The sequence below is a fragment of the Paenibacillus sp. S-12 genome, assembly GCF_030363895.1.
Classification (GTDB): Bacteria; Bacillota; Bacilli; order Paenibacillales; family Paenibacillaceae; genus Paenibacillus_B; species Paenibacillus_B alvei.
Genome location: NZ_JASIUF010000014.1, coordinates 195,523 through 209,417, shown reverse-complemented (window position 1 = coordinate 209,417; position 13,895 = coordinate 195,523). Strand labels below are relative to the sequence as shown.

The window sequence follows — 13,895 nt, the reverse complement described above, 5'->3', positions numbered from 1 at the left end:
TGCTGTGAGCAGGGAGGTCTATATCTTTTTTTTGGTGATGTTTTTAAAACAATGTTGAAATGATATAACTTTTAAGGGAAGTCATTTTGACTCCCCTTAAAAGCTTTTAAAGTTATCATTTAACGTATATGTTTTTTCAGCCATTGTCTGAAATACTGCAACTGTTCCTCAGTATGGAAATAGTGTTCTCCATTCTCCATTACTTGCAAATTACAGTTAAAAGATTTATTAAATTCAGACACAACGTCAAATTCACATACGTTATCTTCTGAACCATAGAGAATGGAAGTTGGAATATTCCAAGCAACAATAGGATGTTCTTTCACATAACAGTAGTAATCCCAATAGAGAGTTTGTCCAATAGGTGTAGAAATTTCTTTCTCTATTTTTAGTCTACTCTCACTTATGTTAAACCATGTCATCATATTATTTATGATACGTTCCATATTTACCACAGGAGAGAGAAACAAGCACTGCTTCAACGGCTCATGGCTATATTCTAATAGACTAAAATACGCTCCCATGCTGCAAGCAAAAAGGCTTATATGATTTGATAATGTTTTTGCATGGGTCATAATTGTATGAAGGTCTTGAACACAGTTTTGAACGTTGCAAAGATAAGTTTCATCCTTACGATCACCATGTTGAGGTAAATCAAAACTAAGCACTTGATAACCTACTGCTGTTGCTTCTTCTGCAAATACAATAATCGAGTCATCTGCCTTGTTTGACATGTTACCATGCACCACCACAAATAACTTATCTGATTTGTCGCCCCACAAAATCGCTGGAATATTTTCTATTTTCAAATTATTTTTTAACATTACAATTCATCCTCCATAAAATACAAGTAATTGCTGATTTATTTAGTTGCAACATCATTAAACGTATTCATCCACTTTTTTAATTTGCTGTGTACAGCATTCATGTGCCCGATATGGTGAGTTCCTCCTTTATGTATTCCTCTTTGTATGCGCTTATGTTCCAATGGTCATCGAGTCTTTCTAATTCTTGGTATGCCATTCTACTTCTTTATAGTAATCCATAATCGATTTAAAAACGCAGCCTTTTTTGCAGCAAAGGTCAAAATTTTACCCGTGGAAGGTCATAATCCGTCCTTGGGTCTCCCTTCCTCGCTGAGTATGATGGTATCAACAATCAGTTATGTGGAAGGAGCATGTTTCAAATGGGCGAGCAGAACCAGAACAAACAAGGCAGAGGGCGCCTCACCATCCCTACCGATCTTGATGTCGTAGGAGAAACGCTGAAAACGATGGAGTTGTGGGGAGCTGATGCTGTGCGCGATGCAGACGGCACAACTTTTCCGCAAGAGCTAGCTGAATGTGGAGCGAAAGTATACGCTACTTACTATACAACCCGCAAAGACAACAATTGGGCGAAAGCAAACCCTGACGAAGTACAGCAATGCTATATTTCAACGAAATTTGTTGCTGCTACAGATGCTGAGCTTTCTATTCGGTTATTGGAAGGGATCAGCGAAGACTTATTGCAAGTTAACAACCGCGATGATATATACCGCTGGTGGGAAGTTATCGATCGTACTACTGGCGAGGTCGTACCTACGAATCACTGGCGCTATGATGAAGCTAGCGGCTGTGTAATGATTAATAATACGATACCTTACCATGAGTATAGCGTGAGCTTCTTAACCTATCTGATTTGGGATCCTGTTCATATGTACAATGCCGTCGTGAATGATTGGAAGGATTTCGAACGACAAATTACGTTTGACGTACGTCAGCCTAAGACACGGGAATACTCCAAAGGCAGACTGCGTGAATTTTTGCGGGACAAGCCTTATGTAAATGTAGTACGGTTCACAACGTTCTTCCATCAGTTCACGCTTATATTCGATGAACTGCGTCGGGAGAAATATGTGGATTGGTACGGCTATTCCGCTAGCGTCAGCCCTTATATTCTCGAACAGTTCGAGCGTGAAGTTGGCTATAAGTTCCGTCCGGAATATATTATTGACGAAGGCTACTACAACAACCAGTATCGGATTCCGTCCAAACAATACTTGGACTTTATGGCCTTCCAACGGCGCGAAGTGGCGGGGCTAGCTAAAGAGCTCGTTGATATTACCCATGAAGAAGGTCGCGAAGCGATGATGTTCTTAGGGGATCATTTTATTGGCACTGAGCCTTATATGGATGAGTTTAAAACCATCGGACTGGATGCAGTCGTCGGCAGCGTCGGCAATGGTTCGACATTGCGCTTAATTAGTGATATTCCTGGGGTGAAATATACAGAAGGGCGCTTCTTGCCATACTTCTTCCCGGATACGTTCCATCCTGGCGGGAATCCAACGGCAGAAGCTCAAGAAAACTGGTTGACAGCTAGACGAGCTATTTTGCGTAAGCCTGTAGATCGCATTGGCTATGGCGGTTACTTGAAGCTGGCGCTGGACTTCCCAGACTTTGTTGATTATGTCACGAAAGTTGCCGATGAATTCCGTGATTTATATGAGAAGGCACGCACGAAGCCGCTGTGCTTAGCTAAAGTTGCTGTACTGAACTGCTGGGGGAAAATGCGCTCTTGGGGCTGCCATATGGTGCATCATGCACTGTACCAGAAGCAAAACTACAGCTATGCGGGCATTATTGAGATTTTGAGCGGCGCTCCTTTCGATGTATCGTTCATTAGCTTTGACGACATTCGTGAGCAGCCGCAGCTGCTCAATGATATCGATGTCATTATTAATGTCGGTGACGCGGACACCGCACATACCGGCGGTGACAACTGGAAAGACCCGTATATTGTTGAGCAAATCCGTGCATTTATTGCTCGCGGAGGCGGCTTTATCGGGGTAGGTGAACCATCCGCTGTTCAACATCAAGGCCGTTTCTTCCAACTGGGCGATGCTCTTGGCGTAGAGCTGGAGCGCGGCTTCACCCTCGGCTACGATAAATACAATTGGGATGTAAAACCATCTCACTTTATTACTGCCGATATGAATGGTGACATCAATTTTGGTGAAGGCAAGAAAAATGTATACGCGACGAGCGCTGATATTTTAGCTTGCAAGGATAAAGAAGTGCAGTTTGCAGTCAATAACTACTTTGGCGGTCGATCTGTCTATCTCGGCGGACTGCCGTACAGTGCAGAGAACGCCCGCTTGTTGCATCGTGCAATATTGTGGTCGTGCAGCAAGGATCATGAATTGCACAATTGGTTTAGTTCGGATGCGCATACGGAAATCCATGTCTATCCGGAAACAGGTACGTATTGCGTTGTCAACAACACGGCAGAGCCGCGCAACACGACTGTGTACGCGAATGGCAAGAGCTTCGAATTGGAGCTCAAGGGCGGCGAATTGCGCTGGTTTGATATGTAAGTTTACGTCGCATTCACACATTGCGATTGAAGAACAATTAGATTAGGCTGGGCAATTAGTATCTAATTGTTCCAGCCTAATCCTGTCTAATCCTGTAGAGCGATCCATTTATCTCAACTCTATGCAGTACCTTAGTTCTTCTGCCCTCTGCTCGAATCCGAGCGATTCGTACAATCGTAATGCTGTTCGATTGTCGGTTAATACCTCCAGGCTAGCACGTGTCAAGCCGTGAGACTGGGCATAATGCAATGCCTGAGCAAGCAGGAACTTCGCAAGGCCCTGACCCCGCCATTTCTCGCGAACGAATACATTATCGATTTGGACATATTCGTCTTCTTTCCAAATCAATAAACCGGCTACGACCGTATCTCCTTGGCGGACAACCATAGAAGTCCAGAGCGGATACTGCCTGTATTCATTCAGTCTCTCCAATCCAAGCGGATTATCTGGCCAAATTTCTGTATCGATATCCAGATAGGCATGAGCTTCTTCAGACGTATCTAAATTCCAATAAGAAAATTGATAAGCTTCTGGCAATTGCAGCTCTGGAATTGGTGCTTCTATCATTCGTTCCATTTGATATAGACTAATCAGATGACGGTAACCACGCTGCAGGAAGAATTGACTGTTCGCCTCTTCTGTTGAATCATTGCCAACACAGAGTCTCGTTCCGTATTCGGCAGGAAGTGTTGCCTTCAACTCGATGGCTCTGGCGTACAGCAGATTATAAATACGGTCAAGCAACACATAGTCATGCTCACGTTCTGGGATAGCTTTGATATTCACGTAAATGGCATGCTTGTTCTCTTGAGCCCGGCCGGGCGGTACAATATTAATGATACTGACCTGTCCCTTGGCAACCATCTTGCCGTGCTCGAAGGCACATACTACATTGCACCAATTTGCTTCTTCGCCTACCCACCAAAATATTGCATTCGGTCGCGAAGTAACAGATCGATATAATTCCCCTAGCAAAGGCATGTCCTCTTGTTGAAAATTACGGATCTGAAGCTCAGACGATAGTAAATTCACAGAATTCCCCTCTCTTTTTTTCAGGTGAGTCTAGCTTAAAACGTCATTCCTTCCTCATAACTATAGGGTACAAAATATGGATTGACAATATATTCCTTGATTGTGTACCATCTATTTTAATAAACATCTAATTAGATGTTTATTCAATTTGTATAATGCCACCTGTGATCATGACTTCACATTTCATAATCGAATGTTTTTATTGCCTGTTTCATATTGAGCTTCCCAGATCGAACAGAGGAGGAATACCCCCAATGCAGGTAGAGAAAGTAGTTGCTTATCATAAAGCGTTGGCCGATCCTACACGCATCAAAATGCTTATTTTACTGGCGGAAGGCGAGCGTAACGGTCAAGACTTGGCAGAGAAGCTGTTCGTTACACCAGCTACGATTACCCATCATGCATCCAAGCTTCGCGAAGCGAGCCTCATTAACGAACGAAGAGAGAAGAACATGATTTATTTTTCATTAAATGACTATTTTCTGAAAAACAATGCCGTTGCCGCCATGAATCTCATTTATCGCAGAGCTGAAGGAGGTGCTGAAATGTTGAATGAGGATCAACAGCGGATGAAAGATTCGGTCATTCGCAATTTTATTTCCAAGGAAGGCAAGTTAAAGAACATCCCTTCCCAGCTAAAAAAGAAGCTTATTGTACTGGAACATATGGTGTCTAACCTTGAAATGGGGCGGAAATACAGCGAGAAGGAAATCAATGAATTTATTAAGGCCTATCATGAGGATTTTGCTACGATTCGCCGGGAATTTATTATGCATCAATTTTTGTACCGAGAAAATGATCTCTATGAGATGAACCCGCGGGAGTTGTGGGCCAATTGGTCAACCTTATCATGAACAAAGGCTGGGTACTTCACAGCCAATTAGGTATAGACAGTGCACGTAACAGTTGGTCAGGATATGTGGTTTCTCAGGCTGGATGGTATACTAATGGACAGCACATATGGGAAGGAACTGACACAGGATGAACCAGAACTCCAAGAAGAATATTATTGATAAATTGAATTTGAATAAATACCCGATGAAGCTGATTTTGAACAAGCCGAGCGATATAGCAGAATTCGATGAATTGGATTATGACAATGCAATCCGCAAGGAGAACTATGATCTTATTTTTGCATTTATCTTCACGCTAGAAGAATTTACAGAGCTCGTACAGATGGTTATCGATAAGCAGTTGTTGAATAACAAGGGGTATCTGTTCGTCGCTTATCCGAAGAAAAACAATCCCAAATATGAACAATATATTGAACGTGACAGCTTTTTCAATATTGGATTCGTCAATGAGGATGGCTATGTAGCAAACAGCGCTATTAAATTTGCGCGGATGGTTAGCTTGGATGACGTGTTTACGGTAATCGGGCTGAAGTCGGAAACGAAAAAAACAACCAAACCAGCAGGAGCTACAAAGAGCCAGTGTGTAGATGACTACGTGGATCATATCGCTGACATTCAGAAATACCTGGCAAACAGCGCGCAATTGGAGTTTTACAACAACTTGACGCCAGGCTATCAAAAGGATTGGGCGCGTTATGTGTATAGTGCCAAAAAAACAGAAACGCAGCAAAAAAGGCTAATAGAGATGGAGTCCATTTTGGCCAAGGGATACAAATCATTTGATCTTTATCGAAGACGAGGAAAATAACATATTGTGCAGGATCGGGGAGAGTCAGCCAATGAGTTTCGCTTTTACAAAGGAAATCAAGAATTGGAATTCATGGGGAGCCGTTTATCAATCAATTGAAGATTTTCGACAGCTCATCGAAGTCATTTACGAGAAAGAAGATTTGAGCGGCGCAGAGCAAATATCGAATGTAACTCCAGGCACGAACGCGGTATTTCGGGCAGGCAGCTACGTGATTAAAATTTTTGCGCCCAAGGAATCTGGAGCGAATACCGACGCTGATTACGATGCAGAAATCAGTGCAATGGAACGTGCTCTCCAGCAAGGCATTCACGCGCCGAACATTATCGCGGCATCCTTTATTCAAGATAAATATTTGTTCCGTTATATAATCATGGACTTTATTCAAGGGCAGGAAGCGGGCAAGGTACTGCCTAATTCAACATCCTCCCAGAAGGCGACATTCGTTAAGCAACTGCTTGCTAATCTGGACAAGCTGAACACGCTGCCTGAGGAGCAGGTCGATGCAAATGCTATAAAGCAAAGAGTCGTTCGCAACGCGAGATGGAACATATTTACTGAAGCTATCCGAACTCAAATTGCTGAAATTGTCGCGAAAAGCCCGATATCACAGCCCGTATATGTGCATGGCGATATCACAGCGGAGAATGTCATGGTTGATGCAAAAGGTCAGCTTTACATGATCGACTTTGCAGACAGTACGATTGCTCCAGCGGCGTATGAATACCCGCCAATTTTGTTCTCGTTATTTGATTTTGATGCCGAGTTGATCCAATTGTTCATGCATGAGCTGAATTGCAGCCGCGAAGCGTTCATCGATGAGGTATTTCTCGCTATATTGCTGCATGAATTCGGCTTTGACTTTGTTAGAATGATCTGTGAGAAGTATTCGAAGCTGGGTGCTCAGTCATTAACCGATATTTATGAAGTAAAAAGATTGCTTCAAGCACACCTGCCTATGGAATGACGGAAGCGGAAGTAGAAATGGAAGCAAACAGCATCGTCCATCAGAAGTGGCGTAAAGCAGTTGAGAGCACTCTAACTCGTTTGGGAGTTGGAAGTGCTCTCTTTTTGTTCGCTTAGAAATAGTCGGAGAAGTATGGGATTTGGCGGATGATCAGTCGTTCAAGCATATCAATGGTTGCTTCGTTGGCCTGGAATCGTCCGATTTTTGCTAAATAAGATGGGCGCTTATAGCCCATAAGCATAGTGGTTAATGTTTGGATATCGAATTCAGCATCTCGTTGATTTCCACCCTTGATCAGCTTCCCATGTCCTTGTTCATCTACTGATAAGGTGAACACGCCTTGATTCCACTCCAGCATCGGATCGTGGAGGACGAAGGTGAAGCTGCACGGCATTTCCTGTGGCTGGAACGGATATTGTTTCAAAAATAAGCCGATATCGACGATCCTTGCCATATAGTAGGGAGCAATCGTCTCCTTAATGTCACTGTCTTCAAGCAAAAAGGCAAGTGGTTCATCGGTATAAATATGCCCCTTTACTTTGGTCACCATGGAGAAGTGTGCACTGATGAAGTTCCATAAGCCATTGCGTGCTTCCTGGTTCACATACACCATCTCTTTCATATAGAACACTTCCTCGGCAATCCAGTAAAGCAAATACCCTGTTGGCTCATGGCTGCTGTTATAATAAACGGCCACGGTCATATCATCGAGATCCCATCGCAAATATTCCTCCCACGCCAGTTCATTGCGCAGCATTGCACCGTGTGTCTGCAGAGCAAAGTGGTGATAGACTTGTCGCACGTCTGGATGCTCAATCGTAACACGCTCTACATTGCCGGGTACTGTTTTAAGCTTGGGCAACTGTGTATCTTTCACTTCGAACGAGATTTTATCGGAGATGATCTCCCAGCCTTTCCGGCGGTAGTAAGGAATGGAATAAGGATATAAATAGGATACGGATTGCTTGCGCTTGCGCATATTCGTCAGGGCTTGACGCATCAACTTATTCATTAAGCCTAGGTTGGCGTATTCAGGGTAGGTGCCGACTCCTGTTAATCCGCCCATTTCATATATTTGGCCAAAGATGTTGACTTGGAACGGGTATACTGCCAATTGGGAAATAAGTTTATCCCCATCGAACCAGCCCAGCACGTCAGCCTGCCTCAGCACAGGCAGCTTAGCCTGCGCGATCTCGCGATTTTCCCAACCTAGCGCCTGCAAATCATGATTGGTCACTTGGAATACATAGCGCAGCAAGTCATTGAACTGCTCGCCATGCTGGATTTCAACTTCCTTCATTTTCAGTCTTTCTTGCAGCTTTTGACGGCTCATGGAATAGAACCTCCTTATTTAGGGCCGATTAGCCTTATACTATTTTACACGAAATTGACATGGTTCAATCATGTATAGAAATAAGGACTGTGAAGGTAGGAGAGACGACGATAGGCAGAAGCTGCGAAACAAAAAAGAGCGCCGCCACGAAAGTGGAGGCGTTGTATATTGGAAAACGGGTTTATTTTTTCTCCATAACCGCAAAATAGTTGTTTTCGCTGTCTGCAAAGTTGAATAAGCGGCCTGTGGGCATGGTCACTAATTCACCGACCGTAATGCCTTTATCCTTGAAAGCTTCATACAGTCCATCGAGATTGTCGGAGAATAGCATGATCGAAGGTGTGCCAAGGTTAAGCTCTGGCTGCATCTGAGCAATAAGCTGCTTGTTATGAAGCACGAAGGAGGTTTGAGCACCTTGTGCAGGGGCGATTTCAATCCATTTCATACCTTGTCCGTTGTTATCTTCCGATACGACAACGAAGCCGACCTTTTCTGTCCAAAATTGCACGGCTTGGTCTTGATCATTTACATACAGCATAACTTGTCCGATTTGATTGATCATAGGTCATTCTCCACTTCTCATTGAATTTGCTGAATCCATGTTCGATGGTACAATTTCTGGACTTGGATTGCAAGCAAACAGACGGGAAGACAGCAGTTCATCAATCGCAGCTCCAATTCCTTTATTTTGATTACACGATAGGATTATAAAATTAAGATTAGGGATTGCTTCAACGTCATAGTTGTATATGACGCTTGGTAATTGGGGAAAGTATTCTATTTTGTTATGTGATTATAATCACAATGTTTTTGGATCCGTCCTATATAATAGGTGCAGGACAGGAATGTTTCTCTCGTCGAAGATTGGAAAATAGATTCATTTACAATATTGGAAGGTGAGATCTCATGCAAAAAAATCATATATCCCAATTTCAGGAATATGTAGAAGGCAGATTTACGAAACGAATCATTCATAAGGATGGAGACAACGTTATTTTCGTGTTGAACTTCAGCCGAGGAGCCGAATTGCCGACACATAATCATCCGGGAGCTGATGTATATATCTTAGTTCTGGACGGAAGCGGGACAGTGACTGTCAATGGGGTGGAGACTGAAGTTGAAGAAGGAGATATCCTTCATATTGCTGGAGACGAAAATTTTGCTTATCGTAACGGGACAGATGCCGATTCCAGCCTGTATGTTATTTTGACGAAAACGCCATGTGAGCGCTATGCCCAAAATATGTAATCATAGCGTTGCATAAGGCAAATGACATAGTGCCCCTGGGGATAGGGTAGGATACCGTGGTAGATATCCATCACCTAATCTTAGGGGCACTATTGGTATGGCAACAGATGTGCCATGCTGTTCGAATGTAACGTTCTCTATCCTTTAAATGGAATTGTCTGCTCCGAGGTAAAACCGAAGTGGTTCGCGATGATCTGAACGATGCGCTTGGAAGCTTGTCCATCACCAAATGGATTGCTTGCCTTGGTCATCCCTAGGTAAGTCTGCTCATCCGAAAGCAGTCGGTTCGCAATATTGAAAATCGAGTCCTCCTCGGTTCCCGCAAGGGCAACCATATTGGCATCCACTGCTTCCGGACGTTCTGTCGTGTCTCGCATCAGAACAAGCGGCTTATTGAACACCGTTGTTTCTTCTTGCAAGCCGCCGGAATCGCTCATAATCAGATAGGAACGGGCAAGCAGGTTGATCATATCCGGGTATTCCAGCGTATTGAGCAAATGAATGCGATCATGCCCGGATAGAAGCGTGTGAGCTGCATCTCGGACGACTGGACTCATATGAATAGGATAGATGATAGCAGTATCAGGATGTTCATCTACAATTCGGCGAATGGCTCGGAACATGTTCTGCATTGGAGTTCCATAATTCTCCCGACGATGGGCCGTCACTGTAATGATTCTGCCTTGATGCTGGACAAGTGCATGTAATGCAGCTTCACTGAACGTATAATTTTCCTTATAAGTCTGCAAAGCGGCGTCTACAGCAGTTTGGCCTGTTATGTAAATATGCCCCTCGCTATACCCTTCACGCAGAAGATTATCCTTTCCAACCGAAGTTGGCGCAAACAGCAAATCGGTTACCGCATCGACAATTCTACGGTTTACTTCCTCTGGCCATGGGGAGTATTTGTTGTGCGAACGCAAGCCTGCTTCTACATGTCCAACTGGGATTTTGTGGAAAAATGCCGCAAGCCCACCGCACATCGCTGTTTGCGTATCGCCGTGAACAAGGATCATATCCGGCTTATCCTCTGCAAGTACATTGTCGAGTCCAGCGATAGCAGCGGACGTGAAATAGGCGAGAGATTGATTCTCTTTCATTAAGCGTAAATCTAGATCAGGCGATAGAGAAAAATGGGAGAGAGCCTGATAGAGCTGCTCTCGGTGCTGTCCGGTAACAACAACTTTTGTATCGAACCAATCAGATTGCTGCTTCAATTCCTGCACGACAGGGCACATCTTGGTAGCTTCCGGCCTTGTCCCGAAAATGACCATGATTTTCTTCTTTGTATTCATATGGAAAGCCCCCTCTACCTCGATTCTAATATGGAACATTCCTAATATTACCACATGAGGTTGGGTAAGTCATAAGTTCGAGGGATGAAGCGAAGGAGGTCATATTTTCTTTGACGAATATTTTGATAGAGAAGGCATTACATCACTGTTATTGATTATTGTCATAAAAATGTTGGGGAAATTAAAGTGGAGACAAGACTGATTCAAAGTTTTTTCGATTATGCCAGGTGGGTTAGAGAGTGTATAATGGACAACCATCAGATAAGGAAAATATGTGGACACATGGAACGGCAAAAGGATAACTGATATAATGATAATGAAATCGAGGTGATCGAAATGGGGAAGAAACGCAGAACAGCAGTTGCTCCGACTCAGAACACAGCAGAGAAGCCAGCCACATTGAAGGACTTGTTAAGTTCCGAGGTGCTGGACAAGTTGAAGGCACAAGCCAAAGAACTGAAGGTTCAGGAAGATAACCGCAAGGAAGTGGAACGACAGAAGGCGGAAGAGGCTCGCCGTGTGGAGCAGAAGAAGCTTGATAATAACTTTGAGTACTTATTGAATAACAGCAGCATGGATTGGCGAAAATTTAAAAATTAACAAAAGCGTGCAGACGAGAGCGTCTCACGCTTTTGTTACGTATGGTCAGCACTTATGAGCTTTAAAGATCTCTCATTCACGTTATGTGCATTTGATCTCTGGTTCAAGAGGATGTAATCTAGTTTATATAGGATTGTTACATTGTTCACATATTATTTGGAGGAAACAACATGAACTTGCCTATCTTAAACAAATTTGAATTGTTCGAAGCGATACAGAAGCATTGGGGCGGATTTTTCCGTCAATATGAAATGGCTCTGAACGAGCTGCAAAGCGACTTTCAAATTATTGATTTGGAATGGAAGACAAAGTTTGGATATTCCCCGATCGAACATATGAAGGCACGGGTGAAAAACCCACTATCCTTGCTCAAAAAAATAGAAAAAAAGAGAATTCCATTTTCCATGGAATCTGTACAAAATAACATCCGTGACATTGCTGGTTTGCGGATTGTCACTACATTTCTTGATGACGTATATATGATGAAAGAACATATCGAACAACGTGAAGACATCCAAGTGCTGCAAGTAAAAGATTACATTCAGAACCCAAAGCCAAGCGGCTACAAGAGCTTGCATATGGTTGTCAAGACACAGGTCATTCTTTCGCAGGAAGTGCTGTGGGTACCAGCCGAAATTCAGTTGAGAACGTCTTCGATGGATTTCTGGGCTGCTACAGAACATAAGCTGAACTATAAATATGAAGGCGGCGAAGTGCCCGAGGATGCACGCACCCAATTATTTGAGCTATCCAAATCGGCATTTCAAATGGATCAGCAAATGTCCATGCTTCGGAATCAGCTGTTGAAATAAATAAAAATAAAATAAAAGGCAAATAGGCTTTCCTTCAAAAGGAAGGCCTATTGTTTTATCTCGAACGATTATTTGATCCCATGCCACTTAGCGAGGTACTCCGCATGGGAACGCAAATACGCATGAGGTCCAAAAATTTGATCGTAATAATTAGCGATCATGACGTGTAACAGAATGAGGACAGCCCGTAACACCGCCAACTGCTAGCAGTATGAGAAGCTTCTCGATTTCATCCAGTGGAAGTGGCTCATGCTTGGACGTGTAGACCAGAGGGCCGTCAGGAATATCTGGTCCCCTGAATCCCTCGGGCCAACCACCGTTGTATTCAGAAGGGGCATATAATTCGATTGAAAGAAATGAACTCCTTGTTCCCGATAAATGGTCGGAATCCGAACAGCAGGCTTGCTCCTGATGAAGTGTCACATTTTTTCTTCCCCCGTCTTCCAATAAACTACAAGAGGCATCTATTTTCCCATGATTAACCCCCACTTTTGACTAACTACTACATTACCTTAACCAAGATTCAAAATTTTTACGTAAGCGTTGAACACCACTTGTATTTTACAGCCTTGCTATTCATGTTAAGACTCAGATGCTTATTCCCTCCTGTTGCTCATACATATGAAATAGGGTTCTTTCTAAGGGAACGTTATTTTAGATGAGTGAAGGGAGCGTTGCAATGAGCCATGAAAGGAATGGAGGATATGGGGGATTCGAGTCGGAAAATCAATCATCTTATGCAAATATGAAGATGCAGCAAGAGTTCGAGGATGCAAGGTATATGAACTGGTGTGACCAATCCCTTACTTTTGTTCTTGTTCACGGAGCATGGGGGGATTGCCGTTATTGGTCAAGAACGGCCGAAGTTCTGCACAGTATGGGGCATAGGGTGTACGCTCCGAATTTGCCAGGACATGGGATGGATTGGAATAAAAATGTAACGCATGCCATGTATGTGGATGCAGTCGTTCATTGTATCAAGCACTATCAACTCTCAAATGTTGTACTGGTTGGGCACAGCTTTGGCGGTACGGTTATTTGCAAGACGGTAGAACATGTCCCTGATCGTATACGTCGGCTTGTCTTTATGGATGCATTTGTTGTACGCGATGGATATAGTGCTGCAGATGAAATACCACCGCAAAGCAAAGAGGAGTGGGCGCAGCTGGCACAACAATCATCTGACAATACCATTATGTTGCCTTTTACCGTATGGAGGGAGACATTCATGAACAATGCCAGTATTGAGCTGGCGTATCATGTCTATTGTACGGTTACACCAGAGCCTGCAGGGCCATTGTTTGAGAAGCTGGATCTGTCGAAATTCTATCGTTTACCTATGCCCAGAAGCTACTTGTACTTAACGGATGATACTGCGCTGCCTCAAGGGGAGCAGTATGGCTGGCACCCCCATATGTCAAGTCGATTAGGGCTGTTCCGGCTCATAACGGCACATGGCGATCATATGACCCCATTTCATATTCAACCGCATCTCGTTGCGGAGAAGCTTATTGAAGCAGGGCGGGATTAAGTACGGGGGTATGAGGGCTGCGGTAATGTGTACGGAATGATTAAAAACAAAGGCTGG

The 13,895-nt window shown here is 43.6% G+C and carries 14 protein-coding genes and 1 pseudogene; 8 read left to right on the top strand and 7 right to left on the bottom strand.

Annotation, left to right across the window (positions count from 1 at the left end; genetic code table 11):
- Positions 1 to 119 precede the first annotated feature (119 nt).
- Together NO352_RS14470 and NO352_RS14465 are read right to left on the bottom strand one after the other, a co-directional pair.
- A complete protein-coding gene (locus tag NO352_RS14470; protein ID WP_005546216.1) occupies positions 120 to 824 on the bottom strand; it encodes an alpha/beta hydrolase in 705 nt (234 codons plus the stop codon).
- A 41-nt stretch (positions 825 to 865) separates the two neighbouring features.
- A pseudogene (locus tag NO352_RS14465) lies at positions 866 to 988 on the bottom strand (IS1595 family transposase); the annotation flags it as partial.
- A 198-nt stretch (positions 989 to 1,186) separates the two neighbouring features.
- On the opposite strand from NO352_RS14465, the gene gnpA reads away from it, so the two are divergent.
- On the top strand, positions 1,187 to 3,358 hold the full coding sequence (gene gnpA, locus NO352_RS14460; protein WP_005546217.1) for a 1,3-beta-galactosyl-N-acetylhexosamine phosphorylase: 2,172 nt from the start codon (positions 1,187 to 1,189) through the stop codon (positions 3,356 to 3,358).
- Between the two features lie 108 nt (positions 3,359 to 3,466).
- Here the strand turns inward: gnpA and NO352_RS14455 are convergent, their stop codons facing one another.
- Positions 3,467 to 4,390 (bottom strand): GNAT family N-acetyltransferase, encoded by a 924-nt coding sequence (locus NO352_RS14455; RefSeq protein WP_289355966.1) that lies wholly within the window; start codon positions 4,388 to 4,390, stop codon positions 3,467 to 3,469.
- A gap of 254 nt (positions 4,391 to 4,644) precedes the next feature.
- On the opposite strand from NO352_RS14455, the gene NO352_RS14450 reads away from it, so the two are divergent.
- From NO352_RS14450 to NO352_RS14440, 3 genes are all read left to right on the top strand, one after another.
- A complete protein-coding gene (locus NO352_RS14450) occupies positions 4,645 to 5,244 on the top strand; it encodes a DUF2087 domain-containing protein (RefSeq protein WP_171416595.1) in 600 nt (199 codons plus the stop codon).
- A gap of 127 nt (positions 5,245 to 5,371) precedes the next feature.
- Positions 5,372 to 6,052: a YdeI/OmpD-associated family protein gene (locus tag NO352_RS14445; protein WP_262866567.1), complete on the top strand. Its 681-nt coding sequence runs from the start codon at positions 5,372 to 5,374 to the stop codon at positions 6,050 to 6,052.
- A gap of 31 nt (positions 6,053 to 6,083) precedes the next feature.
- A complete protein-coding gene (locus NO352_RS14440) occupies positions 6,084 to 7,019 on the top strand; it encodes an aminoglycoside phosphotransferase family protein (RefSeq protein WP_289355965.1) in 936 nt (311 codons plus the stop codon).
- Between the two features lie 112 nt (positions 7,020 to 7,131).
- Here the strand turns inward: NO352_RS14440 and NO352_RS14435 are convergent, their stop codons facing one another.
- Both NO352_RS14435 and NO352_RS14430 read right to left on the bottom strand, forming a co-directional pair.
- Positions 7,132 to 8,352 (bottom strand): GNAT family N-acetyltransferase, encoded by a 1,221-nt coding sequence (locus NO352_RS14435; protein WP_005546228.1) that lies wholly within the window; start codon positions 8,350 to 8,352, stop codon positions 7,132 to 7,134.
- 181 nt (positions 8,353 to 8,533) lie between these two features.
- On the bottom strand, positions 8,534 to 8,914 hold the full coding sequence (locus tag NO352_RS14430; protein ID WP_262866568.1) for a VOC family protein: 381 nt from the start codon (positions 8,912 to 8,914) through the stop codon (positions 8,534 to 8,536).
- A 344-nt stretch (positions 8,915 to 9,258) separates the two neighbouring features.
- On the opposite strand from NO352_RS14430, the gene NO352_RS14425 reads away from it, so the two are divergent.
- Positions 9,259 to 9,600, top strand: a complete 342-nt coding sequence (locus NO352_RS14425) for a cupin domain-containing protein (protein ID WP_289355964.1) — start codon at positions 9,259 to 9,261, stop codon at positions 9,598 to 9,600.
- Between the two features lie 137 nt (positions 9,601 to 9,737).
- On the opposite strand, the gene wecB is transcribed toward NO352_RS14425, so the two are convergent.
- A complete protein-coding gene (wecB, locus tag NO352_RS14420) occupies positions 9,738 to 10,895 on the bottom strand; it encodes a non-hydrolyzing UDP-N-acetylglucosamine 2-epimerase (RefSeq protein WP_289355963.1) in 1,158 nt (385 codons plus the stop codon).
- Between the two features lie 336 nt (positions 10,896 to 11,231).
- Here wecB and NO352_RS14415 point away from each other — a divergent pair, with 336 nt between their 5' ends.
- Entirely contained in the window at positions 11,232 to 11,495 is a 264-nt protein-coding gene (locus NO352_RS14415; RefSeq protein WP_005546235.1) for a YqkE family protein, read from the top strand.
- Between the two features lie 170 nt (positions 11,496 to 11,665).
- On the top strand, positions 11,666 to 12,307 hold the full coding sequence (locus tag NO352_RS14410) for a GTP pyrophosphokinase (protein WP_268600104.1): 642 nt from the start codon (positions 11,666 to 11,668) through the stop codon (positions 12,305 to 12,307).
- 150 nt (positions 12,308 to 12,457) lie between these two features.
- On the opposite strand, the gene NO352_RS14405 is transcribed toward NO352_RS14410, so the two are convergent.
- A complete protein-coding gene (locus NO352_RS14405) occupies positions 12,458 to 12,730 on the bottom strand; it encodes a hypothetical protein (RefSeq protein WP_289355962.1) in 273 nt (90 codons plus the stop codon).
- Positions 12,731 to 13,088: 358 nt separating this feature from the next.
- On the opposite strand from NO352_RS14405, the gene NO352_RS14400 reads away from it, so the two are divergent.
- Positions 13,089 to 13,838 carry an alpha/beta hydrolase gene (locus NO352_RS14400; protein WP_289355985.1) on the top strand — a complete coding sequence of 250 codons (750 nt, stop codon included), beginning with the start codon at positions 13,089 to 13,091 and terminating at the stop codon, positions 13,836 to 13,838.
- Positions 13,839 to 13,895: the final 57 nt, after the last annotated feature.

Coding starts and splice junctions, on each gene's coding strand:
- NO352_RS14445 (WP_262866567.1), top strand. CDS start 5,372: ATGAACCAGAACTCCAAGAAGAATATTATTGATAAATTGAATTTGAAT.
- NO352_RS14435 (WP_005546228.1), bottom strand. CDS start 8,352: ATGAGCCGTCAAAAGCTGCAAGAAAGACTGAAAATGAAGGAAGTTGAA.
- NO352_RS14440 (WP_289355965.1), top strand. CDS start 6,084: ATGAGTTTCGCTTTTACAAAGGAAATCAAGAATTGGAATTCATGGGGA.
- NO352_RS14470 (WP_005546216.1), bottom strand. CDS start 824: ATGTTAAAAAATAATTTGAAAATAGAAAATATTCCAGCGATTTTGTGG.
- NO352_RS14430 (WP_262866568.1), bottom strand. CDS start 8,914: ATGATCAATCAAATCGGACAAGTTATGCTGTATGTAAATGATCAAGAC.
- gnpA (WP_005546217.1), top strand. CDS start 1,187: ATGGGCGAGCAGAACCAGAACAAACAAGGCAGAGGGCGCCTCACCATC.
- NO352_RS14425 (WP_289355964.1), top strand. CDS start 9,259: ATGCAAAAAAATCATATATCCCAATTTCAGGAATATGTAGAAGGCAGA.
- NO352_RS14450 (WP_171416595.1), top strand. CDS start 4,645: ATGCAGGTAGAGAAAGTAGTTGCTTATCATAAAGCGTTGGCCGATCCT.
- NO352_RS14415 (WP_005546235.1), top strand. CDS start 11,232: ATGGGGAAGAAACGCAGAACAGCAGTTGCTCCGACTCAGAACACAGCA.
- wecB (WP_289355963.1), bottom strand. CDS start 10,895: ATGAATACAAAGAAGAAAATCATGGTCATTTTCGGGACAAGGCCGGAA.
- NO352_RS14400 (WP_289355985.1), top strand. CDS start 13,089: ATGAACTGGTGTGACCAATCCCTTACTTTTGTTCTTGTTCACGGAGCA.
- NO352_RS14410 (WP_268600104.1), top strand. CDS start 11,666: ATGAACTTGCCTATCTTAAACAAATTTGAATTGTTCGAAGCGATACAG.